This is a genomic window from Pristimantibacillus sp. Z349TD_6, from assembly GCF_056173205.1.
Genome location: NZ_CM149662.1, coordinates 1,376,987 through 1,403,679 on the forward strand (window position 1 = coordinate 1,376,987; position 26,693 = coordinate 1,403,679).

At 41.0% G+C, this 26,693-nt stretch carries 19 protein-coding genes and 1 pseudogene; 17 read left to right on the plus strand and 3 right to left on the minus strand.

The features are described 5' to 3' along the window. Positions 1–319: 319 nt before the first annotated feature. The 6 genes from AC0VYE_RS05945 (at position 320) to AC0VYE_RS05970 (ending at position 6,526) form a co-directional block, all read left to right on the plus strand. Positions 320–1,159: a hypothetical protein gene (locus AC0VYE_RS05945; protein WP_475446680.1), complete on the plus strand. Its 840-nt coding sequence runs from the start codon at positions 320–322 to the stop codon at positions 1,157–1,159. Further along, entirely contained in the window at positions 1,156–2,280 is a 1,125-nt protein-coding gene (locus tag AC0VYE_RS05950; protein WP_475446682.1) for a hypothetical protein, read from the plus strand. The genes AC0VYE_RS05945 and AC0VYE_RS05950 overlap by 4 nt, the downstream gene beginning before the upstream one ends. A gap of 137 nt (positions 2,281–2,417) precedes the next feature. Beyond that, positions 2,418–3,086, plus strand: coding sequence for a restriction endonuclease (locus AC0VYE_RS05955; protein WP_475446684.1), 669 nt, complete (start codon positions 2,418–2,420; stop codon positions 3,084–3,086). Further along, a complete protein-coding gene (locus AC0VYE_RS05960; RefSeq protein WP_475446686.1) occupies positions 3,083–3,967 on the plus strand; it encodes a hypothetical protein in 885 nt (294 codons plus the stop codon). Before AC0VYE_RS05955 ends, AC0VYE_RS05960 begins: the two co-directional genes overlap by 4 nt. Before the next feature lie 11 nt (positions 3,968–3,978). After that, a complete protein-coding gene (locus tag AC0VYE_RS05965; protein ID WP_475446688.1) occupies positions 3,979–5,418 on the plus strand; it encodes an SEFIR domain-containing protein in 1,440 nt (479 codons plus the stop codon). Between the two features lie 37 nt (positions 5,419–5,455). Then, on the plus strand, positions 5,456–6,526 hold the full coding sequence (locus AC0VYE_RS05970; protein ID WP_475446690.1) for a hypothetical protein: 1,071 nt from the start codon (positions 5,456–5,458) through the stop codon (positions 6,524–6,526). A 217-nt stretch (positions 6,527–6,743) separates the two neighbouring features. On the opposite strand, the gene AC0VYE_RS05975 is transcribed toward AC0VYE_RS05970, so the two are convergent. Further along, on the minus strand, positions 6,744–7,199 hold the full coding sequence (locus AC0VYE_RS05975; protein ID WP_475446692.1) for a hypothetical protein: 456 nt from the start codon (positions 7,197–7,199) through the stop codon (positions 6,744–6,746). A gap of 403 nt (positions 7,200–7,602) precedes the next feature. On the opposite strand from AC0VYE_RS05975, the pseudogene groEL reads away from it, so the two are divergent. Together groEL and AC0VYE_RS05985 are read left to right on the plus strand one after the other, a co-directional pair. Continuing rightward, positions 7,603–7,773 (plus strand): annotated as a pseudogene (gene groEL / locus AC0VYE_RS05980) (chaperonin GroEL); the annotation flags it as partial. 316 nt (positions 7,774–8,089) lie between these two features. After that, positions 8,090–8,704: an undecaprenyl-diphosphatase gene (locus AC0VYE_RS05985; protein WP_475446694.1), complete on the plus strand. Its 615-nt coding sequence runs from the start codon at positions 8,090–8,092 to the stop codon at positions 8,702–8,704. A 175-nt stretch (positions 8,705–8,879) separates the two neighbouring features. Here AC0VYE_RS05985 and AC0VYE_RS05990 read toward each other — a convergent pair whose 3' ends face one another. Next, positions 8,880–9,857 (minus strand): tRNA dihydrouridine synthase, encoded by a 978-nt coding sequence (locus AC0VYE_RS05990; protein ID WP_475446696.1) that lies wholly within the window; start codon positions 9,855–9,857, stop codon positions 8,880–8,882. A 531-nt stretch (positions 9,858–10,388) separates the two neighbouring features. Between AC0VYE_RS05990 and AC0VYE_RS05995 the strand changes: the two genes are divergently transcribed. From AC0VYE_RS05995 to AC0VYE_RS06020, 6 genes are all read left to right on the plus strand, one after another. Next, entirely contained in the window at positions 10,389–10,709 is a 321-nt protein-coding gene (locus AC0VYE_RS05995) for an ArsR/SmtB family transcription factor (protein WP_076269793.1), read from the plus strand. Next, complete coding sequence (locus AC0VYE_RS06000) at positions 10,702–11,145, plus strand: SRPBCC family protein (protein ID WP_076269679.1); 444 nt, start codon at positions 10,702–10,704, stop codon at positions 11,143–11,145. Before AC0VYE_RS05995 ends, AC0VYE_RS06000 begins: the two co-directional genes overlap by 8 nt. 49 nt (positions 11,146–11,194) lie before the next feature. Continuing rightward, positions 11,195–11,641 carry a cupin domain-containing protein gene (locus AC0VYE_RS06005; protein WP_475446699.1) on the plus strand — a complete coding sequence of 149 codons (447 nt, stop codon included), beginning with the start codon at positions 11,195–11,197 and terminating at the stop codon, positions 11,639–11,641. Between the two features lie 490 nt (positions 11,642–12,131). Continuing rightward, on the plus strand, positions 12,132–12,329 hold the full coding sequence (locus AC0VYE_RS06010; RefSeq protein ID WP_076269681.1) for a hypothetical protein: 198 nt from the start codon (positions 12,132–12,134) through the stop codon (positions 12,327–12,329). Then, positions 12,326–13,519: a winged helix-turn-helix domain-containing protein gene (locus tag AC0VYE_RS06015; protein ID WP_475446701.1), complete on the plus strand. Its 1,194-nt coding sequence runs from the start codon at positions 12,326–12,328 to the stop codon at positions 13,517–13,519. Before AC0VYE_RS06010 ends, AC0VYE_RS06015 begins: the two co-directional genes overlap by 4 nt. Positions 13,520–14,662: 1,143 nt before the next feature. Continuing rightward, on the plus strand, positions 14,663–21,184 hold the full coding sequence (locus AC0VYE_RS06020; RefSeq protein WP_475446703.1) for an endo-1,4-beta-xylanase: 6,522 nt from the start codon (positions 14,663–14,665) through the stop codon (positions 21,182–21,184). Positions 21,185–21,736: 552 nt separating this feature from the next. Here the strand turns inward: AC0VYE_RS06020 and AC0VYE_RS06025 are convergent. Continuing rightward, the gene (locus tag AC0VYE_RS06025) at positions 21,737–22,264 is read right to left on the minus strand and encodes a hypothetical protein (protein WP_475446704.1); all 528 of its coding nucleotides are present in this window, start codon (positions 22,262–22,264) and stop codon (positions 21,737–21,739) included. Positions 22,265–22,498: 234 nt separating this feature from the next. Here AC0VYE_RS06025 and AC0VYE_RS06030 point away from each other — a divergent pair, with 234 nt between their 5' ends. The 3 genes from AC0VYE_RS06030 (at position 22,499) to AC0VYE_RS06040 (ending at position 26,630) form a co-directional block, all read left to right on the plus strand. Further along, complete coding sequence (locus AC0VYE_RS06030) at positions 22,499–23,497, plus strand: glycoside hydrolase family 53 protein (RefSeq protein WP_256710987.1); 999 nt, start codon at positions 22,499–22,501, stop codon at positions 23,495–23,497. Between the two features lie 328 nt (positions 23,498–23,825). Beyond that, positions 23,826–24,911: a ribosome small subunit-dependent GTPase A gene (rsgA, locus tag AC0VYE_RS06035; RefSeq protein ID WP_475446706.1), complete on the plus strand. Its 1,086-nt coding sequence runs from the start codon at positions 23,826–23,828 to the stop codon at positions 24,909–24,911. 264 nt (positions 24,912–25,175) lie between these two features. After that, entirely contained in the window at positions 25,176–26,630 is a 1,455-nt protein-coding gene (locus AC0VYE_RS06040) for a DHA2 family efflux MFS transporter permease subunit (protein ID WP_076269795.1), read from the plus strand. The last annotated feature ends 63 nt before the right edge of the window (positions 26,631–26,693 follow it).

A 26,693-nucleotide genomic window follows, 5' to 3' on the forward strand; every position in this document is an offset into this window, starting at 1 on the left:
TTTTTATTGGAATTGTAATGCTTTTGTAATCGAATGAAATATGTACTTGCTCAATTAGCCAGAGTGTTTGAGGAACTAGCGCTTATTATGGACAAGAAAAAAATGTTGAATGTAAATAGTAAAATTTACTGTTTACATTCTGTGTTCGGTTTGGTACAATAGTAGTAATAGAAGAATTTCATCGGATATTTTGTAAGCGTTTACATAAATAGCTTTAGAAATATGAGCAAAAGGAGATTTTAGAGTAAAGAAGGCAATTAGAAATGGCAAAATCAACAACATTAGAAGAAAAGGTATTACAAAAAGCGAAAGGAGCGTTATGGAGAAAAAGTATGAAGCTTTATGCAAAAAGATTATTGAGAATCAAAAGTTTGAAAGCCTGAATGGTGAATTTTCAGAATTAGAAGCAATGGAGATGTTAGCACTATTACTAAACTCATGTAGGAACTCAATAGTGCGTGTGAGAAATAGGAGTAAGCCATCGTATTACGGTAAGCCTCATCAATTTACACATAGGCATGAAATGATAAGTGAAATTATTCACATATCTGAGTTTTTTAATGATTGGATGACTCAATATACAAAATACAAGGAGAAGAGAAGGATGGACAACAGACCTACATTAGGCAGGATAGACCACGAAAAAGGTTATTCAATTGATAATATTGAGGTACAGGCGTATAGCAATAATACAGCGCAGAGAGCAGTAGAAAGGTTTTCAAAGCCATGTATCGCATTAGTAGTAAGCAAGGCTGATGATACTGGAATACTTTTCGAATCACCAAGTTCCACTAATGCCATAGCGAGAATTAATGAAGTAATGGAATTGGATATTACAAGGAGTATGCTGAAAGGGAATCTTGATAATGGGCTGACTCGCGTGGACAAAGAATATTCTGTTTATATTGTCAGCCGCGATAGATTGCTTGCAGAGCCAATGGTCGTTGATATGGTTGTTCCAGTTCAGAGTATTATCGATGACGAAAGCGTTAGATTTGTTGCTTTGCCAGCGGTTTCAGATTCAGGTTGCAGTAAAGTACGAATACAGGTGGATGATTTAGGTATTATCTACGTTGATTTCGTTACAGAGGAAAATATAGCCCAAATAAACCATACAGAAACAAAAAATATAGAAATGAAAGAAGCGATTACATCATGAGTTTATGTTTTAGTTATTTTGATGAGGATAAGATTTTTGTAGCGTCAGATAGTCGTGTATCCATTACAGTTAATGGAGAACATTACTTTGTAACTGATAAGTATAAGAAAATTAGAAAAATAGGGGATAAAGTCATCTTTTTCAGCGGTGATGTGGAACTCGCAGAACAAATATTCAATAGAATTAATGAGAGAAGTTCATTGAAATCTATTGAATACATTGCACAGAAGGCATTTACTGAAATGGAGAAGAAACAGTCTATAGATGACACTGGATTTGTGTTGACAATATTGATGATGAAACTAGGCAAACCAGCATTTTGCTTTATTAATAGTGAGGATTTGATGCTTACAAAACAAGACAGTAGTAAAGGTCAAATTTATGCAATGGGGGCAAATCAGGAAGAAGCCTTGGCATACTGTCTTGAGATTAAAGGACAGTATGAAGGTATTGAAGAAGCGATTTTGAAATCGTATGAGTATGTAGCGGATGAAGCTATAGGTGGTACTATGTACTGCTTCATTATTTCAAAGGATGGCATAATGGAAGGACAAGCTACTATAAAAGATAGTAGTCCACTCAGGCCTTATGAAGGAAGAGTATTCCCTTATCATTGCGATCTAAGAGGAAACCTGATTGCAACAAATGTAAATCTAAGTGGTAACATAAACATGACAGGTGGTAGCATTAGTTGGTCAAATGTAGGGAAGCCAACATATAATGCAAGTGATGTTGGCGCACTAGCAACCAGTTCACCTATGCTTACCAACATTACAAAAACAGGTGTATATACTGGTACGATAAGCGCTCAACAGATAAATGCAGGTAAGATAAATGCACAATATATTGATACAGAAAATCTAGCAGTTGCAAAGATTTATCAGAAGGGTTCGCCAAATAATTTTGCGGTTCTTGGTGGGAATTTTGGTGATCTCCAGCTTTATTATCAAGGGAACAATTATTTTACGGTATATAACGATATTGATAGTGTGACTCTGAAACATAGAGACAGAGGACATTTGAGATTTTCTAGTGTCAGCGGAAGTAGTCACCCACTTGGAAATTGGAATTTCAGTGGGGCAACAGTCTCAGGGCTTAATGTTGTTGCAGTATTTGGATAAGAACGAAGTATTGATTACGAGAGACAGTCGCTATGGCTGTCTCATTTTGCATGTTAATCTAGCCCATTAGAACCAAACGTGGTAATATTTAACTACATATCCAGCTACATAGTTTGACAAAATATGATTCTATAGTATTGGAGTTGAAGACAATAACGGCATTCATCTTAATAGGCACAATCATCTTAGTTCTATTGTTTGCGTTTATAGTCTATTCAAAAACAAATAGAAAAGAAGAAGCAAAGCCAAGTATAAGTATTCCAGAGAACTATGACTTGAAAAAGATAGATATTGCTGATATTGACAAAATGCTTGATGGCTCTGAATTTGAGATGTATCTATACAGACTTTTCATTGAATTGGGCTATCACGGTGTATATAAAACGACAAACAGTAGGGATTTTGGAGCAGATGTAGTGTTTACTGACAGGGATGGCATTAGGAACGTTGTACAGGCGAAGCGTTACTCAGTAGATAATCCAGTAGGCATTAGCGCGGTTCAAGAGGTATTCTCTTGTATGCGATACTACAAGGCTAAAAAATCTATTGTGATAGCATCAGCGAAATTTACAGAGCCATGTGAGGTACTGGCTGGAATCAATCATGTGAAGTTGCTAGATCGAAGTGATTTGATAGCCATGATTGATGATTTTAAGAGAAATGACATTCAGGGAGTAAGGGATAGGATTGAAGCAGAGCCAAGAATGATCTTGGAATCATGGAACGAAGCAAATAGTAATGTGCTACATGAGGTTAGGAAGGATTATAAGGCAGAGAAGTATGTAAAGAGGGTGATGGGAAAATGAATGTGCCTTTAGCAGTGAATACTGAGTTTAATCTTTGGTTTAATATAGCGATCATTGCAGTCATAATTGTTTTTATAGTGCTGATATGGTTAGGGTTGAACTATGCATTCGATAAATGGTTGTTACCTTTATCAGAGCGAATTGGTATTGGGTTGGGTAAAAGAATTAAAGCATTATGGCTAGTAACGCTCATTGAAGCAACATCATTATTATTTCCATTCGTGTATGTACTGGCTTTGATTACAACATATTTCTCTACGGGTTATGGGCAAAGTCATTTTATTTTTTATTTTATCATATCTACAATTGTATTTCTGTTCTGGACATTTATTGCTACATCTACTTACACTGAGTTTAAAAAGCTTAATCCTCAATACAAGTCATCTTTTATTTTACGGTTAAAGAAGCTATTCAAAATGTTAAAACTAGACCGATTAAAGAAGTTCTATGTTATAAACCGCTTCATATTGTTGATGGAACAAATGTCTGATTTTCTAAAGGCGATTACAATTCTTTATCTATCATTAATTCTATTAGTCAGCTTAAAGTGGTCTGATAATTATTACTTTCTAATGTTGTGTTTCGTTCCTCTATACGGAAACTACTGGGTTTACTACGTGAAAGTTGCTAAATTAAACTCGAATAAGGACGAAGTTTTTATTCGAAGAGTTGTTATGTACACTATAATGATGGCATTTGCTGCATACGAGTTGTTTTCTACATTCCAAGCATTCGTAAATGAAACCGAAAACTCTGATGTATATGCATTTTTACTTGCTGGTTCAGCGGTTCTTTATATTGCTTTAGATAGGATTCTAAAGGAAGTAACAGTAGATTATTTAGGCTATAAGAATGAACAGAGTAAGTTTAATAAAAAGTAAGGAGTGAAAAAATGAGTCAGCGAGTGGTTACAAATCCTAAAGTGTTTATCTCATACAGTTGGACAACACCAGAACATGAGGAATGGGTCGTAGAGTTAGGTAGAAGATTAAGAGAAGACGGAATAGACGTGATATTAGATAAGTGGGATTTGAAGGAAGGACAAGATATTTTTGCGTTTATGGAAAGTATGGTAACTTCGGAAATAGTAGATAAGGTACTTATTATATGTGATAGTGGTTACCAGAAACGTGCTGATAAAAGAATTGGAGGTGTAGGTACAGAAACACAGATAATAACACCACAAATATATAAAGACGTTAATCAAGAAAAGTTTATTCCAATTGTTGCTGAAAGAAGTGATATAGGTAAGGACTTCATTCCAACTTATATTGCAACTAGACTTTATATTGATTTATCGTCATTAGATGTATTTGAAGAAAATTATGAGAAGCTCCTTCGAAATGTATATCAAGTACCTTTGCATCAAAAACCTGCATTGGGAAAAGCGCCAGCTTTTTTGCTCCATAGTGAAGAGGCTCATTTTCAAACAGCTAAAATTATTAGACAGATGAAAGTAAACGCAGACAAATATCCTAATAGAATGAAGTATCATTGGGGTGACTTTGTAGAGAATTTTTGTGAGTCACTTAGTGAATTTACTATGGAAGAAACCAATGACAGTAGTATGATTGACGATAAAATTTTTGATTTAATCGGTAAAATGCGTCCACTAAGAGATGACTATATTGAAGCACTTGAAATACTGCTTCTAACCGAAAAGTTAGAAGTAAACCAACTTGTTGATTTCTATGAGAAAATTTATTCTTATTCTGAATTTCAGGGGAATGGTTCCTATTATGATGAACAATTCGACCATTACAAATTTCTAATTACCGAGTTGTATTTGTACACAACTACAATCTTGTTAAAAGGAGAAAAGTATGAGTTTTTAACAAGGTTTTTAACTAGTGAGTATTTTGTCGAGAGTAAGTATGAGAATCAGAATCCCAAGGATTTTACTGACTTTAGATTTTATATTAAATCATTAGATGATCGCAATAGAAAATTAAATTCAAACCAGCTTAGTTTGCATGCTGATTTAATAGTGCAACGTGCTTCTGAAAAATACAAGAGAGATTTGATAATGTCTGATATTCTTTTATATAATCTCTCAAAACTTTACTTTTTTGATGAATCTTCATGGAAGAGTGCCTGGTTTCCAAACACTTATATATATCTAAGAGAAGTTAGAGTATTTAAGCTGTTTACCAAACTTAAATCACTGAGGCATTATGAAGAAGTAAGCGTATTGTTTAACGTTAAAGATATTGAGGATTTCAAATCAAAAGTTGTTGCAATGGAGATGGATAGAGGTTACCCTAACGGATATAGAAGTATACCATTAATTAGAGGTTTCATTAAGCCAGAAGATATTGGGACTAAACCATAAACCCTCGTTTAATTCAAATTATTTAAGGGGAAACATAATGAAAAATAACGTTGACTCTCCTATAACCTCACTTATAGTGAAGCAAGCTCAACTAAAGGAAATATTATTAACAATAGTTCTGGTTGGATTTGGTATAAGTTTGACTGTAGGCAGTTTAACGATGATGAATGTTTTCAATGCAATGTATGGATTCTATATTGGTGTACTAATTTGTGTTGTTTCATTGATTTTTATCATTTATAGAATTATAAATCGCAGAAATAAAACTTATTTATTTAATGGATTTTTCATTTTGAACGAAACTGAAAATATGATTTTAGAGGTAGAGCGGTATAAGTTTTCTGAGGACTTAAATCAGTATTTATCAAGAGCATTCTCTGAAAGCAAAGCCTTGGAACATATTTGGATTAATGACTCTTTGAAACTTCAAGACGAACTTACTATACCAGAACCACGTTCTATGAATATTATACGTGAATCAATTGAATATTTTATATTGGACAAGTTATTTGCTCATCTTCTCACATATTTCAACTATCCAAGGGAACAGAAAGCAAATATCTCAGTGTTCGAAAGAGCAAACGTCCCAGATGTTTTGTTGAAAAATCGTTTTTTAGAATTGTTTTCGAAACCAATGTCAGAACGAGATGCATTTATTGGAATAGAAGAAGTTTTAGAAAATGAAGATCATAACCACTACATTTTAGAGGTTGATGGGGCATTATATCAAAAGTTTCTATTAGTATTGCCTCGTAACAGCGTAGTGAAACGTGAGAAGGATAAAATAATAATCAGTACAAAAAGATTTTCTTTAAGTTTTAGAGTGATATTCGATGGAACAAATTCTAATCTTCCCACAGGATTTATGGAGCATTATTTGGGAATAAAGGGGTTTGATTCATGGATTTCAAATGTTGTCTATAGCGTCGATTTAGAGATTTCAATTAATTTTAAGATTCAATCAGTCTTTTCACCTTCAGGATGGGAAGATTATAATTGGATAGATTCATTTTTGAAATCTATAAACGATCAGTTTTCAAAAGATAGCTTCTTTGAGAACATTAACTGGGAAACCGCTTATACAATTATTAAGTCTATTAAAAAGTAAAAGCACACTAGAATATCCAAATTTTAATTAGTAACAGGAGCGAGCGCTTCTGGTGTGCTTTGACGCTTTCCAGTTTAGGTCTGTGGCGTTCTGATGAGGTTTGTATGGAAATGCTCGCTGATGGGATAGGAATGCGTTAAGCGATACATGAAGGCGCATAAAGAAAAACAGCACTTAGTCCTTTGACTAGGTGCTGTTTTTGGTGTACCTATTATTGTCATTTAGTGTTCTTAGGCGGCTCATTTGTTTGAAGACTCTTCCAAACCTCAAGTGAATTATAAGTCCCAACGTACTTTCGACATTCGTTTCTGGAACGTTTATTCTTCTCACACCAGTTTACAAATGAAATATACTCTGCTACAGAAAGCCCATTTTGTTCTGCAATATATTCTAAAACAGAGCGAGTCAAATAGGGTATAGGATTCCTATTACCCATACTAATATTTTCAGGATTAGTCAAAGCGATTACATTTCCTTTGAAAGTACCTCCATGTCCCCAACTTAATGGAATTACATGACCAATCACAGTTGAATGTTCGAGAAGAACTTCGTTATAAATGGCACTAAGCCCTTTGAAGTCAACGACTACAAGTTTATACCATTGTTCTTGTGTCAAAGTGCATGGAAGATGTAAGACTCTAGCTTTTGAATTTTGATCATTAATGTTCGCCATAGGGTTAGTTGTCACTCTCCTGATGATAGATTTCTATTGATGGCATAGGGAAATATATCACAGAGAGATAAAAATGTAAATATATGGGTATTGTTAATATCTTTTATAGATATTGGTAATCTCCTTGCCTGTTTTCCAAGCAGTCAGCACTATTGTGTGGGAATAAATTAAACTAAATTATTGTAAAATCTATTTCAGTTGCTTTAACAAGTTAATCACAGGAAGTTTTGAGTTTGAAATTAGTGAGATGTATAAAGAATTTAAGCAAGATTCGAAGAGAGAGAGTATTTACATAAAGCAACCACTACTTTACAATGTATTTGTAAGCATGATTGCAAGAAGTGGTCATTGCTCTAAATTTGTTATTAATAACAGTGATATATTTGCTCTGAAAGCCTTGTCGGGTATCGTTGACCCTGCTAAAGTAACTCGTTCAGCATTGCAAAACGCAGCATCCGTTGCAGCTATGTTCTTGACAACTGAGGCTGTTGTTGCTGACAAACCTGAACCTAAAGGTGCAGGCGCTGGCATGCCAGATATGGGCGGCATGGGTGGAATGGGCGGCATGATGTAATAAGGGTGACAAACCCTTATACATCAAGGGTTTTCGTCAGTGAAAATCCTGTTTATCAATATTTTATAACTTTGAGACCTTCCAGATTAATCTGGGAGGTCTTTTTGCGTTTGTCGAAATTCAACGTGAATAAGGATATTGGAGGAGAGGGAGGTAATCGCTGCCAACGGGGGCAACTGCCTATGTGAATAGTAAAGCAAATTTACAAAATGACAATAATGTAACATAGGAACCCTTAATTGTTAGGGGAATCGATGGTTGTTTGCCTATCTGTCTTTTAAGATATAAGAAATAAAGGCAGAGGAGGTGGTGTGAAATGAATTTTTTAGAAGAAAATATTCATTTATTTAGACTGGTTAATGACCTAGGGAAACAATATCCATACATAAATCCTGCTATGGTTTTCATTGCTGAGTTTATGGTGTATTTCTTGATTTTAGGTGTTATCTTCATTTGGTTTACTCGACATAAACAGAGTAGAATGATGATTGTGTGTGCAACCATTACTTTTGTATTTGCTGAAATTATTGGGAAAATAGCAGGCAAATTTCATTCGAATAATCAACCATTTGCTGAGTTGGCAAATGTGAATAAATTAATTGAAAAAGCCGTTGATAATTCTTTCCCAAGCGATCATACAATTTTGTTCTTTTCATTTTGTGTATCCTTTTGGGTATTCAGAAAAGGATGGTGGTTTTTATGGGTTATACTAGCTTCCCTTGTTGGTATTTCTCGTATTTGGGTCGGTGTCCACTATCCAGCAGATGTCCTAGTAGGAGCTATTATAAGCATCATTACAAGCTCAATTGTTTACCTTGTTGTTCCTAAGTTAAGCTTGATTCAGAAATTGCTAGGGGGTTATGCGAAATGCGAAAAATTGCTTCTATCTCCATTAACTAAATCGAAAGGGAATAGATCAAAGGATTATTAAGAGGAAATAATGCACACAAAAAAGATAATAGATCCTGTCGGTTATCAGGCAGAGAAGCCTGTAGCAGCAATAGTTTCCTTGAGTGTAAACGCCGTTTGACCACATAGTAAAAAATGAGAGGCCTTCAAGAGTTCATTGAACTTTTGGGAGGTCTCTCATTTTTTTGATAAATACCTTATTCTAATTCTTGGTCTAAAAAAGGTATTACTAAACGACGTACTTCATCTGTTGACGTCGTATCCATCAATTGAGTTCTTAGTTCGCTTGCGCCTCTAAATCCACGAACATAGATTTTGAAAAAGCGAAGAAGCGGTTTAAATGGACGTGGTTCGTTTTCTTTTGAATATTTATCGTGAAGATCTAGCTGTAAAAGTAGTAAGTTGAGAAAATCCTTCGCGCTATGTTCTATAGGTTCTTTTTCGAAAGCAAATGGATTGGTGAAAATGCCGCGGCCAATCATAACACCATCAACGCCATATTGTTCTACTAATTTTAATCCTGTTGCGCGGTCAGGAATATCTCCGTTAATGGTTAACAACGTATTTGGTGCAATTTCATCGCGTAATTTTTTTATTTCAGGAATGAGCTCCCAGTGCGCCTCTACTTTACTCATCTCTTTTTTTGTACGAAGGTGAATGGAAAGATTCGCAATATCTTGTTTCAATATATGCCCTAACCAATCGCGCCACTCGTCAATTTCAAAGTAACCCAATCTTGTTTTAACACTAACCGGCAATCCACCTGCTTTTGCTGCTTGAATAATTTCGGCTGCAAGTTCAGGATGTTGTATTAATCCAGAACCCTTTCCATTGGATGCGACGTTTTGGACGGGGCATCCCATGTTTAAATCGATACCACGAAAGCCTAGTTTTTTCATATCAATACTCATCTGCTCAAAAAATGCAGGTTTATTGCCCCAAATATGAGCGACGATCGGCTGCTCATCTTCTGTGAACGTTAGCCGGCCACGAGTACTGGCTCTTCCTGCAGGGTTACAATAACTATCTGTACTTGTGAATTCTGTGAAAAATACGTCGGGTTTTGCAGCTGTACTAACGACGTGACGAAATACAACATCTGTGACATCTTCCATTGGCGCTAATATAAAAAACGGCTTTGGTAAATCAAGCCAAAAGTTGTGTTCGTTACTCATAATATCTCCTCTTGTTGCAATATATAAAAATCGATAAAAGCCGTAGTAAAGTCTTTTACCCAACATACATAATATCATTTTTTTTCGTTTGATGCACAGAATCGATTGTGTGAGCGACAGACATATATTTGGTAACAGTCACCTATCACACATCAAAATTGATGTTGTTGAATTCGTATGAAGTGCATCTTTGATCTGCACCATTCTTGCTATAATGATTTGACTAATTTAAGAGAACAAACGCTAGTCCCGGAAATTGACCATATAGATGAATAAGGCATTGGAATAGTTGTAAGTTGTCGTGAGAGTGATATAGGTTTCTATCCCAGAAAGTTGAAGCTACTTGCTGCCATTCGTATTCGGCTATACGCTTCAAACCGTGCAACCTGTCGACCTGTTCCCGCATACCATGTACGTTGAGTGCTGTGTGTCGGTAGTGATTAAGTATTTGACTGGACATGCAAAAAAGGGAGCTGAGCAATTTTACTGTGAAGCTTGACATGCAATTAAATGGTTGCATATAATGAGGGCATGGACAAAGTATTTAAAGCACTTGCCGATGGAACTCGCAGAGAGTTACTCGACTTCTTGTTCGCTAATAACGGACAATCCTTAGGAGAACTTTGTAAACAAATGACTATGACTCGTCAAGCTGTTACGAAGCACCTTCAGCTGCTGGAAGAAGCAAACCTTGTTACTGTCGTTTGGCAAGGCCGTGAAAAGCTGCATTATCTTAATCCGATACCTATCGGGGAAATTTATCAACGCTGGATCGGCAAGTTTGAGAGTCACCGAATTGAGGCATTAAACACACTAAAGCAAGCCTTAGAGGAGGATTCAAACCATGAATAAGACTTCATTCGTTTATACGACTTACATCGCAACTACGCCCGAGAAGCTTTGGCAAGCCCTAACTAACAGTGAATTCACCAAGCAGTATTTTTTCGGTCGTGAAATCTTTTCAGATTGGCAAGTTGGCTCCAGCTTTAAATTGATGGATAAAGATAAGGTTGATCATCATGGTGAAGTTCTTGTATGTGAGCCGTATCGTCTACTCACAGTTACCTGGAGCATCAGAGACGTTGAAGGAGAGCGATTCTCTAAGGTTAGTTATGAATTATCACCCTTGAACTCTACTGTAAAACTGACGCTACGCCACGAGGATTTATTAGAGAAGGATATTCGCAAAGATGAAGGCAAGATGGAAGGATTTAATAATGGCTGGCCTGTCATTCTCAACAATTTAAAGAGCTTGCTCGAAACAGGCAACATCCTGCCAGCCTTTTAGTTTATCATTCTGTTACTGAAACAATTAGATCTAAAGTGAGGTGAGCAAATTGGAGCCGAATCAAGCGAATTACTCGGTTAACCATGCAGGTACATTTTCGAATTTTGGAAACGTCACGGAAGGAATGCTAAAAGGGAAAATCTTTCTAAAAGAATCCTTACAACTTACGAGCATGGAAGTTTCACTCAATAATCTGCCCCCGAAGGCGGAAGTCCCTTTCTATCACAAACACAAAGAAAATGAGGAACTCTACATCTTTCTTAAAGGACAAGGTCAATTTAAAGTGGACGGAAACGAATTTGATGTGTTCGAAGGAACCTCCGTTCGAATTGCTCCTGACGGAGTGAGGGCGTTGCAGAATACATCCGCTTCGGAAGATATGTATTTTATCGTTATTCAAGCCAAAGAGAATAGCCTTACCCAATGGGTGGAGACAGACGGAGTAATCCTGGAACAACCTGTCGAATGGATCATGCAATCTCTCAAAACAACCTAAGCATCACACTCCAGCGAATTGTGGATCTTCACCATGAAAGCCCCGCCCGCACTAGGACGGGGCTTTGTTATACCCTAATATTGTAGACGGATTGTAGACGAAAGAATTTTACAAGCTGAATATCCTGAAATGTCGTAGACGAGTTGTCTACAAGAATTCAATAGAATTATATAAACTACATATTTGTGGTTGTGTATCGCATACACGTAAAGAGGTAAATACATATGGTAGATTCAGAAATATAATAATCAAAAGACAGTTGAGAAGTGAGCCACTGACTCCACACATGTGGAGTGTCTAATATTGATAATTCTGAAATAATAAATGAGATGTAACAGATTCGCTCAATTACATTGCTTTAATGATTGCTTACACGTAGGACACGGGCAGCAGTTCATTATCTCTTGTTTTTATGCTCAAGACAATGATAAGATATTATGGGAACGTATGTTTGTTTTTGTTAGTGTTCTAACAGATCGGGGGAACAGGCGTGGTTGAAATTGTTGAAAAAGAGCAATTTTCGGTGATTGGAAAATTAGGAAAGGGGATTGCTGATGAAGCTCCCCAATGGATACCAGCATTATGGCAACAAGCAAATAGTAACTTTATTGAGATAAGCAACCTCGCCATCCATCATCAGGTGCAAGCAGCTTCCGTTTGTTTCGATAAGGAGCTGATGCGTACATGATTCAATTGACGAACCGCCAGGCACGGCAATTTCTGTTATTGAAGCACGGGCTGTTGGGCGAATATCAATTTGCTGGAAAGCAGGGAGTATTGGATTTTGTGCGGCAGGTCGGTTGTATTCAATACGATCCCATCGATGTTTGCGGAAAAAACGCCGAACTGGTGTTGCAGTCGCGTATCAGAGGATTTACCAAGAACATGCTCGAAGAGTTGCTGTATAAAGATAGAATCCTGGTAGATTATCCCGACAAAAATTTGGCTATTATCCCTGTCGAGAACTGGCCGTACTTTGAGCGGTACAGGCAGGCTGCAAGGCAACATGCTAAGCGCTATCCCGAAATGGAAGCGTTGGTAGAACAAGTTCTTGCTCACATCCAAAATCACGGTGTGCTAAGTTCGAATGATCTAAAATTGGAAGGAAATTTCACTTGGCAATCGGTCATTCACTGGAGCAGCGGAAACAATTCATCCCGTTCGGTTCTGGAGCAGATGTACTCGACAGGCGATTTGATTATCCATCACAAAAAGGGAACGCGTAAATATTACGATATCGCCGGTAAGTACATACAGCCAAATCTGCTGAATGCGCCGGAGCCGTTGAAGGGCGAGCTTGAGCATCATAAGTGGCGGGTACTGCGTCGAATCGGAGCTGTTGGCCTTTTATGGAATCGCGCATCCGATGCCTGGCTGAACATATGGGGATTGAAAGCGGAGCAGCGCAACGAGGTTTTCCGCCAGCTGTTGCACGAAGCTCGCATTGTTGCTGTTGCCGTGGAACAAATGAAGGATACACTGTACTGCTGTGCGGAGGATTTACCGCTAATTGCAGCCGTCCTGCAAAATCCGACGCCGAAATTGCGCTGCGAGCTGATTGCCCCACTAGATAATTTCATATGGGACAGAAAACTGATCAAAGAATTATTTGGGTTCGATTACACTTGGGAGATTTATACGCCTGCAATCAAACGGAAATTCGGCTATTATGTGCTGCCTCTATTATACGGAGAAAGCTTCATCGGACGAGCCGAGGTAATCGCGGAGCGAAAAGCCGGGACGCTTGTTGTGAAAAATATATGGTACGAGAACGGCATAAAGCCAACAAAGCAATTGCGAACAGCCTTAAATAATTGTTTCCAAAATTTCGCATTATTCAACGGGTGCAAGACAATTTCGACAGAGTCTTTGAACTGATATTTTCAGTTCCCAGGTACCATTTGCCGACGAGTTTCCGCGTAATACGAAGTTGAGAAGATTGTGGTGTCAAAGGATAGCACAATTAAGTTATATTATCGTTTTGCAGGTACGTCAGAAATTCTCGAACGGCTCGCTTGATGGTCATTCATGTAAAGTTATGCCGACCGTTTGGCGGTTTTATATCTGAGAAATTGTGCAACGCTCAGCAGTCCTTACATGTTGAGTATGTGGCTTGGTTGGAACTGGAAATGTAGATCTATATGTTCCCGCATGCGGGCATGTAGAAGTTGTTTGTTCCTTAATTTATAAAAATTTCGAGTCAGTGAATAGGGTAGTTGGGGACGTAAATATATTTTTACGTCCTTATTTTGTTATCCAATTGATTGGAGCTTCTCGTAGAATTGGTAATCTCGTCGTTAATCTTTTTTGTTTTACATGCTTTAGTGCTGTGATTGAAAAAGTCGATATTCAACCATTCGCTAATTAGAAAAGTACTTGCTCATTATTTGAGAAATACATTTAAGAGCGGGAACCGTCCATTCAAGACTCATATAGATGTATCTGTTTTTAACAGATTACCCGAAATAAAGCACTGTTGAAATAATAACATGTGGAGCTACTGTCTTAATCGTTCGAAGTCGTGGACACTTTAGAAAATGTGCCCTATCCCCCAAAAATGTTAGAGATGACTTTATGATATAGAACATAGGAGCATTACATGTCCTGGAGCAAAATGAAGAAACAGCTTGAGCGTTTTTTCTGTCCTGCGTTATATGGAGATCATCATAGTAAGATATTCTGAGCTTCATGTATACAAATTTCTTGACGCTGCTAAATGTTGTGAGATAATATTAAAACATACTAGTCATACTAGTAATATCATTTACGCTTTTTTACGTTATATTATCGTTTTGTCTGCGAGGCTGTCACTTTTACCAAATGAAGGTTATGTACCCGTATCCAATCACTTGAAGTGAAAGGATATGAAGGAGGTGATTGTAACCAAGGAAACCGAACAAAGCCGACCAGAAAAGTAACGGGTCTCGTTACCACCACTACAATATACGGCTGAGTGGGTCTATTGCAAATGGAGGTAAGATTTATTGCAGAGAAAAAGTTGAAATCGAAGGAGACTAAAGCATGAACTCTTGTAAGCGCTTTATTTCTTTGTTTCTAGTTGTAATTATGTCACTTACCTTAGTGGATATGAAATTAGTGCTCGCTGACGAGAATATGCCTAATAATAATGAAATCATAAAAACTAACTATACCGCAGCGGCGAATGGCGAGGCGAATCGTACGACATCAAATGTAATTACACTGGTCTTTGAAGAACCGGTACTGGGATTAGTGGAGAGCGACATTACCATCTCAGATGGTACCGCTAGTGTAACCAAAGGAACTTTGACTGTGGTGGACGAGTCTAACGGCACTCAATATAATCTCGGAATTAGCGGGGTTACTATTGAAGGCACCGTCAATCTTAAGATTACCAAGGACGGTGTGGACGACTTGGAAAAGATCGTTGATATCCATAGAAACCCGATCACCTTTAACGTGGCAAATGTTGGCGGCACAGCGTTTGTGAGGAACAGCACCGCCATAAGACTGACCTTCAATGCAGCTGTATCAAACCTTTCGGCAGATGATATCATTCTCAGCGCTGGCACCCCCGCCGCAGTATCTAACTACGCTTCCTCATTAGCGGAGAAGGGATCTTTGACGAAAGTAAGCGAAAATGTATACGAACTTGCACTCAGCAGCATTACGAGAACGGGTACGCTCGGTGTCCAGATCGATAAAATTGGGATAGAAGCCAATCAGAAGAATGTAATTATTAATGCAAAGGTCGATAAGACGGCTTTACAACCTACGCCGCCCCGCGATATTTTCCCACAGGATATTACCTCTTTGCCTAAGTCACCGGGACTTAACGACCTATTTAAGTTTCTAGATCCCACTAGCGGCACAAAGGGCCGAGTAGAAACCGATGACGATTGGCTCGAACGCAGGCAGGAACTCAAAGACCAGATTCAGTACTACTATTATGGCAGAAAGTACCCGACGACTAAGAGCGCCATCACAGTGAATGCCCAGACTAACCAAGTTAATATCACTATAAAAGACAACGACAGAACCGTGACTGCGAGCCTTGGCAATGTCACCGTACCTACGGGCACTGCGCCCGAGGGCGGCTGGCCAGTTATCATCGCCTTTGGTTTCGGCCAGTCGGCCATGGCGATCCAAAACGGCTACGCAGTAATCAGTGTCTCCAACTGGGGAGCTAGCAGAAACGGAGACTACTATAAGCTATACCCATTTAACCCCTACGAGTATGATTTCAATACGGGTTCGATAATGACGGCGGCATGGACTGTCTCCCGAATCATTGACGCAATGGAGATTAGCGCCGAAGCTAACGACGGTATAAATCAATGGAATATCAACCCATATAAGTCTATTACAACAGGCGTTTCTATAAACGGTAAATATGCTCTGATGTCGGCAGCCATGGACGAGCGTGTTGGTGCGGCAGCGCCCGTAGATAGCGGACAATCTGGTGTGTCCAGCTTCCGTTACACCGCTGAAGGCAAATTATTTAACTACAACGCACCGTTCGACCGGATTTATCGCAGGAACCAGAAAGGACTCAATAGCATTCAGTACTCTGGCGAATCATTCTGGATGGGTCTTGGAACAGCGGCTGGATTCCACCAACAGACGGATATGGAATATATGCCGTTCGATTCACATGCCGTTGAGGCACTGATGGCACCGAGACCGCTTATCGCATTTGTCGCAGATAATAACTTCGATTGGACGACTCCACCATCTTCTGTAATGGCGATGAGTGCAGCTAATGAAGTCTATGAGTTTCTAGACAGTGACAATATTGCTGTACGTGTGCGTGACGGCGCTCACGCCATCCAGGACAGAGACGTGCCGTTCATGATTGCAATTATGGACAAGACATTCAGTAATAAGCCGCTGGAAGTTAAGGACCTCTACCCAAAAAGCGACCCGCCAAGCTATGGAATAGGGACTTACGACAAAATCTCTGACATGACGATTTCTCCATACGATGTCGACAGCTCCTACATCCGTTGGTCTCGCCCAGGCAAGTACACGCTGTGGACTGAAAATGAGATTGTCACCGAAGGCATTCCTGCGACAATCAAGGTTCACTCTGACGATGCGAAGGTTAAACTAACGATACTTGACGGAAATAACAAGCCGACGAAGGACACGTGGACAGCCGATGTTGTCAACGGCACAGCGGTGTTTAATCTAACGGATGAGCAAGTTAAGATCGGGCGTTACGAAATTACGACCGTTGGTACTGCTAAGGACAGCAAGACTGTATACTTCCAAGGCATCGACTTAGCAACAGGACTGCGCCACGGCACCGCTAGAAATGATAATGGTGCGGCTGTAATGTATGGCTTTACCAGCAAAATCAATAAGGATCTGGTAGAAGTCTACGCCGATGGCAACAAGCTGACACAATCTTTGCAGGAGGATACTGAACAGGCTTGGATTATCAATTACGGCGTAACGACGAACCCTAATGAGAATAACCGCATACTGAATAATGCTTTTAATGTCATCACACTGAAAAAGTTGCAGATGGAGGCTATGCCAGGCAGCACGTTTGAGATTTCGATCGACAAATCTAAGCTGGCGAACAATCAGGAAACGGTCAGCTGGAACGCATCAGCAGCCGTTCAGAAGACAGGTCCTCAGCCGAACTGGCCGCCGTATCCGAACAGCCTGAAGGACGACGGGAATCGTCCTTTACTCACGGCGACAACGACTGACTTTCATGCTGAAATTGCTTTCAGTTTGAATGACATGGTGGATCTGACTGCCAGTGATACGCTCAATATTACATTTGATGAGCCTATGAACAAAGGCGATTTTGGCATCGGCTTTGATTTCTCAGACGACTTTACGCTTAAGTGGGCTGAGGATAACAAATCAGTCGAAGTGACATTCAACAGTATTACAAAAAACAAAGGTGAAGTTTGCAACATATACATCATGCGTCTGAGAGATGCCGCTGGCAATATGATTGCGGCTCCTATACACCATTCATTCACCCTCATGCCAAACTCAGATGTCATTTACTATGAGGGATTTGAAAGCGGCAACACGCTTCAACTAAACGGTGATGCGACAGTTAGTCGGACGCAGGAATATGCTGCCGCAGGTACTAGCAGTCTGAGCGTCGCTCCGACTGCTGCGAACAACTACAGCGGGGTTGCTCTTCGCAATACCTTGCCTACGATGCCGATGCTGCCAGGCGGCAAGTATAAGCTGACAGCCAAGGCACTTAGTGCAAAAGACGCCACATTGGGCGTACGCGTAGAAACCAAAGATAGCGGAAACAACGATACTTACGGCACCGTTGGGAAATCCAAGGTAAATCTTGCAGCTGGCCAATGGGCGGATGTAGCGTTGGAATTCACTGTACCTGCAGACCATAAGTCTGTTAGCGCCATCGTATTTCACAACGACGCACAAATGACAGATTTCACCTTCTATTTGGATGAGGTAAAGCTGCATCTCATAAGCCCGCCTGCGCCAGTGGAGGAGCCAGAGACCAAGGAGTTGTTGCGTTTCGACTTCGACAATAAAGCGGAGCAAGGAAGCCTTTTTACGTCAGCTGCATCCTCAAAGATTGAGTGGATCAATGAAACCGGTGCTGGGAAGAACGACGATAGCGCTTTTAAGGTTACACATGTACCTGATACAAGCTATACCAGCGCAGACAACGCTGTTCGGCTGACTCTTGCTGAGCCGCTTCCTGCCGGAGGAGTTTATAATATCTCTGCATGGTTCTATGCCCCTGTTGTCGGTAACGAAGGCAAGGGTATGCTGAGTGGCCCTGGTCTGGTACTTAATCAGGATTACGCCAATAGCGCAAACAAACTGCCAAGTAATCCAGGCAATCTGCCGATCGGTCAATGGAAAGAGGTAAACGTTCAAACGCCGTTAATGGAGAGACCGTTGGAATCAATCGATTTCCGTTTAGTTACTAACGATGCAGCTGCTCATGCTGATGTGTGGTACATGGACCAGATTGTGATCAGCCAAGTTGGCGATCTAAAGGAGATTCCTAAGTGGGATCTGACATTATCTTCAATCGCAGATACCTATAAGGATTATTTCCTAATCGGTAACGTCATGAGTCCTAGTCAGACGACTGATGCCGAGAATACGGCCATGTATAAGCATCATTACAACGTCATGACGCCTGAGAATGATATGAAGCCGCAGTATTTAAGCTCTGCTAATGGCGTGTACAACTACGGTAATGCCGACAGTCTGGTGAACTGGGCTCAGGCGAATAATATCAAGGTTCATGGTCATACGCTCGTCTGGCATTCCCAGTCAGCTCCATGGCTGACTACGGGCGAAGGTAACAAACCACTTACTCGTGCAGAAGCCAAGGCGAACATGGAACAGTATATCAACAATGTTGCTGGACACTACAAGGACAAAGTTGTATCTTGGGATGTCGTGAACGAGGCCTTTAACGGCGGATCGGGCATTCCTACGGACTGGAAAACGGTTCTGCGTAAGGATTCCCCTTGGTACATGGCTTATGAGAACGGCGCTGATAAGAGCAAGGGAGAAAGCGGCGCCGACTATATCTACGATGCGTTTGTGTTCGCGCGTTTGGCTGATCCGGGAGCTACTCTGTATTACAACGACTATAACGAGAATGAGCCATGGAAACGGGAAGGTATGGCGCTGATGGCCGAAGACCTTAACGAGAAGTGGAAAACGGACGATCGCAACAAAGAGCCTGAACGTTTGCTAGTGGAAGGCATCGGCATGCAGGCGCATTACTGGATCCAGAGCTTGAATACAGACACCGTAGAAGCAAGTATTGCTCGTTTTGTTCAAGCAGGCGTGAAGGTTAGCGTCACCGAGCTGGATATCCCGTCAACGGGCACGCTCACGAAGGAAGAGGAGACTTTACAGGCTGAGCTATATGCGAAGCTATTCGTTATTTTCAAGAAGTATGCGAGCAGCATCGAACGCGTTACCTTCTGGGGCAAGGCGGATTCCCAGAGCTGGCGTGCTTCGGGAAGCCCTCTGCTCTTTGATAAGGCGTTGGCAGCCAAGCCGGCATACTATGCGGTTATCAATCCAGAAGGTTATCTGAACCTTGATCCAAGCCCTGCTGCACCGACTGATGTCTCTGCGAAAGCGAAGAGCAGCAGCGAGATTGAAGTCAGCTGGACAGCTTCGGAGAACGCAACGGGATACAACATTTATCGTTCCGCTTCTGTTGATGGCAGTTACAGCAAAGTCAACACGCAGCTGATTACCGAAAGCAAGTTCCAAAATAGTGGCTTGTCGGCATCAACTACTTATTACTACAAGGTTGCAGCTGTCAATGATGCTGGAGAATCCGTACTATCCGCAGTAACGCAAGCAACGACGAATAGTAATAGCACTAACCCGGATACTACGCCAACATCACCGACGGATCAAACTCCTGTTAAACCTGGTGAAGTAAAGGCAGAAGTGGATTCGAGCGGTAACGCCAAAGCTCTAGTCAAAGCCGATGATGTGAAGAAGGCGTTGCCTGAAGCGAAGGATGGAACGATGAAGTTAGTCGTTCTTGGTACCGAGAATGCCAAACTGATTACAGTATCCATACCAGTTGATCAAGTGAATGCAGCCAAAGAAGCAGGCATTAAACGTATTGAGATTTCTTTCGGGCTCGCATCTGTACAGCTGCCTGTATCGTTATTCGATGGTGCCGCCGGCAAAACCAGTATTGAATTGAGTGTTGCCAAGGTGGATAACAGCACGCTGCCAGAAGCAGCACGCACTTTAGTAGGTTCGAATACGGTTTATGACTTCAACCTAAGTGTTGACGGTCAGAAGATTACTGATTTTGGACAAGGCAAGCAGGTGAAGGTTGAAATACCTTACACGCTGAAGCCTGGAGAGAGCCCGGATCAAATCGTGATCTACTACTTGTCGGATGATGGCAAACTTGAAATCATCAAGAATGGCCGTTATAACAAGGATACTGGCACGGTGGAATTTAATGCGAAGCACTTTAGCAAATATGCTGCCATCGCTAGAGCAGTTAAATTCAGCGATTCGAAAGCAATCGCATGGGCGAGTGACAGTATAGATGGATTGGCTGCACGCGGAATCGTAAACGGTGTGACGACGGATTCGTTCGCACCAGGCCATTCAGTTACAAGAGCCGAATTCATCCAAATGTTAATGCTAACGCTTGACCTGAATCAACCGAACGCAACCAGTACATTCTCAGATGTTAAGCAAGGTGCATGGTATTACGACTCGGTCGCTACGGCTCAGCAACTTGGTATCGTGTCCGGTCTGACTGATGGTTCTTTTGGTATTAACAACAAGATTACTCGTCAAGAGATGGCTGCAATGGCATACCGAGCGATTCAGAAAGCAGGAATCACGATGAGTGATGAGAAAGCGGCAGCAGCCTTCAATGACGAACTAGCTATTGCAAGCTACGCTAAAGAAGCGGTGGCAGCTATGCATAAAGCTGGCATCATCAATGGCGTCGGCAATGACAAGTTTGATCCAAAAGGAACGGCTACTCGCGCCCAAGCGGCAGTCATCCTGTATCAATTGTTAATAAAGTCTCTGTAATATCTAATTAGTACTGAAACAAGTAGAGCGCCCTGTAGAATATATGGTCTGCAGGGCGCTTTACTTGAATTGAAAAGTAAATATCTTAAGAGTTGAATCGCTTTGAGGACATCATAGGGTACTTAAAAAGATTGAGGTTGAACTCAGTTTGTGACGAATTGACTGTTACAATTAAAAAAGTGAAATAGGAGCTGTTCCAAAAGTAGATTTATCTACGATTGGAGCAGCTCCTATTTTTTTGATGATGCTTAGGCAGAACGATGTCCTCCCCTTATCAAACCTATCGCTTACGAACCCAGGAGATCTTATTTAAACCGTTTTTAGTGGATTAAAATTGTAACGAACCCCAGAATCGTTATTTCGAGCAAAGTAGCTCATGACACCCTGTAAATCATGATATAACGTTAATCAGATTCGTTAAATTAAAAACAAATCAGTTTTCAACATAATAAGCACTATACAGTTCGTTAGAGAAATGATCACGGAAGGTTATGCACTCTCGCCGAGTCAAACAATAGATTATACAAGCCAAAAGCATACCCTCATACCCTCTTAACTTACAACTGAATCGTTCACCTCAACATTGATTTTTGAAAGTATAGTTAAACGTAATTTTTCAAAATCAATATTTTGAAAATTGGACATAACGATACTTACTGAATAGCCCCTGCCCAAAATTCGGTTTGTGATTTCCCAAAATGAACGGCTTCCTCGCTCGCTAGCCCAGATTCCAAGTTTATTGACTCCACTTTCGGAAAAGCACTCTACTCTGTATATATCGTTCATTAGGATAACTTTGTGTCCAAATAACCATTTGTATTCGAGAGATTCATTGGTGATTTTTAAATAAGGTTTTTTAAATAAAGCCATAGCAAGCCATATGTATCCGAAAAAAATGGCGAACGCTAGAAACAAAATATTTAGTATTAATTTTTGTTGGTCATCTCCAGGTATCATGATGAAGCCAATAAACATGATTATTATGAAGCTATATAGAATGTGGAGCGACCACTTCAGTTTAGACTGCTGGTGCAGAGGTAAGGAATATAGGCCGTTTTTTTTCAATAATGAATCCTCCACATTACTTTCCTCCCGCTTCCATTATTAAGATTAGTCTAATCATTTTTGCAATTGACTTCAATAACATAATGAATGTTGCAATTGTATCCTGTTTGCCAAAGCTTGGCAGCCTCTATAATAAGAACACAACATTGAAAGCGCATACATTTATGTTCAATGCTTCAACATTCAGGTGAAGGAGGAGAATGTATGAAACGAAGGTTTTACATTTTGACGCTTGTTGTCGCCTTGTTAATGACTATTTTTGGAGTGAATGGGGGATCTGTGCCGCAGGTCAGCGCAGCTCCTGCATTTGCGAAAGGTGCGGACATTAGCTGGGTAGCCGGCATGGAGGCGCAAGGGTATACGTGGAAGGACAAAAACGGAGTAACTAGGGACATTATTCAAATTTTGAAGCAGGATTACCAAATCAACTCCGTACGTATTCGAGTATTCGTCAATCCTTCTTCGAACTATGGCAATGGTTATATGAATAAGGATCGCGCTGCAACCTTGGCGAAGCGGGCGAAGGATGCTGGGATGAGCGTCATGCTTACATTACACTACAGCGATTCGTGGGCGGACCCCGGAAAACAGACTAAGCCCGCTGCTTGGGCGAGCTACTCGTTCCAGCAGCTGATGGATGCGGTTTGGAATCATACGCGCGAGGTAATGACAGCTATGCAAAGCAAAGGGGTCACGCCTGATTGGGTGCAAATCGGCAACGAAACGAACGATGGCATGCTCTGGAATGACGGCAAAGCATCCTTAAACATGCAAAACTACGCTTGGCTTATTAATACAGGAAACAATGCGGTCAAGTCTATTAGTACAGCTACAAAAACGATTGTCCACTTGTCCAACGGCTATGACAATAGTTTATTTGTCTGGAATATCGGCGGACTGATCGCGAGCGGAGCGACCTTTGATATTATCGGGATGTCACTTTATCCTACCAGTACAGATTGGTCGACTAAGGTTACGCAAACGGTCAGCAACTCCAACAATATGATCTCGCGCTATGGCAAGCCGGTTATGATTACCGAAATTGGTATGGATTATAATCAGCCTGCTGCTGCCAAAAGCTTCGTCGCTGATATAAAGACAAAAATACGCAATATTGCAGGCGGAAAAGGGCTTGGCGTGTTTTATTGGGAACCGGAAGCGACCCCTGGTTATAACGGAGGTTATAATAAGGGAGCTTGGCAGGCGGACGGCAAACCGACGATTGCGCTTGAAGGCTTCTTGAATTAATGAGTACGACCTATTCTAGTTCATTAGAACTGGCGATAGGTCTTTTTTCTATAGCTATAGACGGAGAGAAAGAAACATGATGTTTTCGTTATTTCGCAATGTTTCGTTTTCATGCTACAATAATGGAGAAATTTAGTTGCAAGCTAGCTAAGCTGGCTTGAGGGGAGAGATGAAAATGGAGAAATTAACTATTATTGAAGGTGCGGCAGTCGGGGTCACAGGAATCCTCCTTTCAAGCGAACAATAATTTCGTTTCCCAAATGAGGATTCAACTGTGACTGGTTTTGGCGTTAGCCATATGAATAACCAATTACAGGGGGAATCCGCAGTGAATCAACAAACAACGAATAAGGTATTACAAACATTAGGTTGGAACGACTATTTTTCTAATCATTTTGCCGCTTATGCCAAACAAGGCTATAGTGCCGGGCGAATTATATTGGAGCATAAAAACATGTACCGTCTATTGAGTGAGCATGGAGAGCTCATGGGCGAAGTAACGGGTAAGCTGCGTTTTGAAGCAACAGGTCGAGAAGATTTTCCAGCAGTCGGTGACTGGGTAGTTATAAAACCGCGGCTGGAGGAACAGAAAGCTTCGATTCATGCGCTGCTGCCACGAAAGAGCAAATTTTCCCGTAAAGTGGCTGGAGACACGGTAGAAGAGCAGATTGTAGCCACTAACGTTGATACTGTTTTTTTAGTGAATGCCTTAAATAATGACTTTAATATACGCAGGATGGAACGTTACTTGATCCTCGCATGGGAAAGCGGCGCTGCGCCGGTCATCGTGCTGAGCAAAGCAGATTTATGCGACGATTTGGAGGCGCGCATCGCAGAGGTAGAATCAGTTGCGATTGCTGTCCCTATTCATGTAGTCAGTGCTTCGCAGGGAGAAGGGTTAGATCAGCTCGCACCATATTTGGGTATAGGCAACACGATTGCGCTGATAGGTTCTTCGGGTGTAGGCAAGTCTACACTGATTAACAAATTGAGCGGTGTTGATCTGCAACGAGTCAATGATGTGCGTGGCGGGGATGACCGAGGTCGTCATACGACGACGCATCGCGAGCTTGTTCAATTACCGAGTGGAGCACTGATGATTGATACACCTGGTATGAGGGAGCTGCAGCTCTGGGAGGCCGATGAGGGGTTCCGTGGTGCATTTGATGACGTAGATTCAATTGCAAATACTTGCAGGTTTAATGACTGCAAGCATGAGCAAGAGCCCGGCTGTTCTGTCCGAAAGGCAATAGCTGATGGATCTTTGGAGCAAGCTCGTTTTGAAAGCTATCTCAAACTCCAACGTGAGTTGGCGTATCTAGCACGCAAGGAAGATGCGCGACTAGCAGCCTCTGAAAAAGCAAAATGGAAAAAGATTAGCACAGATATGAAACAACGAAAAGTAAAAAGATAAGTCAGTCCCACAGAGCCTTTGAAAGATTAGGGCTCTTTTTTTATGCCTTCAGCATAGACGCTAACTTGAGGGATCAAGCTGTGAAGATTTGAAATATTCGACGGAATTCATGAAGCAAAGAAGTTGAATGTTCAATTCGTTAGTGTCATAATTTAGGTTATTGACAATGAGGACAAATGTTCGGTATATTTTGTAAGTAATTCGGACAATTGTCCGAAAAGAGAAGAGAAAATTGGAGGAGGAGTATTCTTGAACGGCCCTACTATGGAGGTTAATTCTAACCTGGATTTGAGCAAAATCAAGAAAGGACCGATCGTTGCCGCACTCATTATTGGCGCATTTGTATCGATTCTGAATGAAACCTTGCTGAACATTGCATTCCCAGAGCTCATGAGATATTTCAGCATCACGGAAACGACTGTACAATGGCTGGCTACAGCCTATATGCTCGTAGTCGGTATTCTTGTCCCTATAACAGCACTTTTGCAACAATGGTTTAGCACACGTCAAATGTTTCTCGGGGCAATGATTTTATTCCTTGCGGGTACGGTGATATGTGCGACAGCACCAATATTTGAGTTTCTGCTTGTTGGACGTGTTGTTCAAGCCCTGGGAACAGGATTAATGATACCTGTATTGATGAATACGATTCTTATCATTTTCCCTCCAGAGAAGAGGGGCGGCGCAATGGGATTGATCGGTTTGGTCATGATGTCCGCTCCGGCTATTGGGCCTACTTTATCTGGTCTTATCGTTGACTCGCTTAACTGGAGATGGCTCTTCTATCTGGTCATTCCTTTGGCGGTCGTTTCTATCGTCTATGCAGCGATTTATTTGAAAAATGTAAGTGAATTGACGAAACCAAAGGTCGACATTATTTCCATCCTGCTTTCCTCCATCGGTTTTGGGGGCATCGTCTATGGCTTTAGCAGCGCAGGAGAAGGCTCATGGTCAGATCCTAAGGTTGTCTGGTGCCTGATTGTAGGCGGAATCAGCTTGATTTCATTTGTATGGCGTCAACTTGCGGTGAAGGAACCGATGCTCGATATGCGTGTTTTCCGTTACCCTATGTTTTCGCTTGTAACGGTACTGATGCTTGTACTTATGATGGCTATGTTCTCTACGATGATCATGCTTCCGCTATTTTTGCAAAATGTCATGATGCTTACTGCACTTAGCGCTGGTCTTGTTATGATGCCCGGTAGTATCTTGAATGGTATTATGGCACCGGTCTCCGGTATTTTGTTTGACAAATTTGGACCAAGGGTGCTCGTTATACCTGGTCTTATCTTGATGAGTGTATCCATCTGGCTGTTTTCTGGAATTGATGCAGCATGGACGAGCGGATATGTTGTATTCCTACATATCTTAATGATGATTGGTATCTCATTAGTGATGATGCCTGCGCAGACGACAGGCCTTAATCAGCTGCCGCGCAGATTGTACGCGCATGGTACGGCGGTTATGAGCACGCTGCAGCAAGTGGCAGGTGCGGTTGGTGTGGCATTGTTCGTCAGCATTATGTCGTCCGGCATGAGAGATTATATGTCTACATCCCCGGATCCGACCAACCCTGCTGAGGGAATACCTGCAATGGTAGCGGGTCTTCACAGTGCGTTTATCGTCGGAGGAATTCTCTCTGTCCTCGCAATTCTCATCGGTCTCTTCATTCGCAAAACGAAGGCACCTCAAGAGGATGAGCTGAAGCAGTCTGCTTAATCAGATTTGTTCGAGTAACTTGGACAAAATACATTTTACAAAAATTAGAGGCAGCCAATAAGT

Bases quoted from the DNA above. Each gene is read 5' to 3' on its own strand.
- AC0VYE_RS05950 (WP_475446682.1), top strand. From the start codon at position 1,156: ATGAGTTTATGTTTTAGTTATTTTGATGAGGATAAGATTTTTGTAGCG.
- AC0VYE_RS05990 (WP_475446696.1), bottom strand. From the start codon at position 9,857: ATGAGTAACGAACACAACTTTTGGCTTGATTTACCAAAGCCGTTTTTT.
- AC0VYE_RS05945 (WP_475446680.1), top strand. From the start codon at position 320: ATGGAGAAAAAGTATGAAGCTTTATGCAAAAAGATTATTGAGAATCAA.
- AC0VYE_RS06020 (WP_475446703.1), top strand. From the start codon at position 14,663: ATGAACTCTTGTAAGCGCTTTATTTCTTTGTTTCTAGTTGTAATTATG.
- AC0VYE_RS05960 (WP_475446686.1), top strand. From the start codon at position 3,083: ATGAATGTGCCTTTAGCAGTGAATACTGAGTTTAATCTTTGGTTTAAT.
- AC0VYE_RS05970 (WP_475446690.1), top strand. From the start codon at position 5,456: ATGAAAAATAACGTTGACTCTCCTATAACCTCACTTATAGTGAAGCAA.
- AC0VYE_RS06030 (WP_256710987.1), top strand. From the start codon at position 22,499: ATGACTATTTTTGGAGTGAATGGGGGATCTGTGCCGCAGGTCAGCGCA.
- AC0VYE_RS06015 (WP_475446701.1), top strand. From the start codon at position 12,326: ATGATTCAATTGACGAACCGCCAGGCACGGCAATTTCTGTTATTGAAG.
- AC0VYE_RS05975 (WP_475446692.1), bottom strand. From the start codon at position 7,199: ATGGCGAACATTAATGATCAAAATTCAAAAGCTAGAGTCTTACATCTT.
- AC0VYE_RS05985 (WP_475446694.1), top strand. From the start codon at position 8,090: ATGAATTTTTTAGAAGAAAATATTCATTTATTTAGACTGGTTAATGAC.
- AC0VYE_RS05965 (WP_475446688.1), top strand. From the start codon at position 3,979: ATGAGTCAGCGAGTGGTTACAAATCCTAAAGTGTTTATCTCATACAGT.
- AC0VYE_RS05995 (WP_076269793.1), top strand. From the start codon at position 10,389: ATGGACAAAGTATTTAAAGCACTTGCCGATGGAACTCGCAGAGAGTTA.
- AC0VYE_RS06040 (WP_076269795.1), top strand. From the start codon at position 25,176: ATGGAGGTTAATTCTAACCTGGATTTGAGCAAAATCAAGAAAGGACCG.
- AC0VYE_RS06000 (WP_076269679.1), top strand. From the start codon at position 10,702: ATGAATAAGACTTCATTCGTTTATACGACTTACATCGCAACTACGCCC.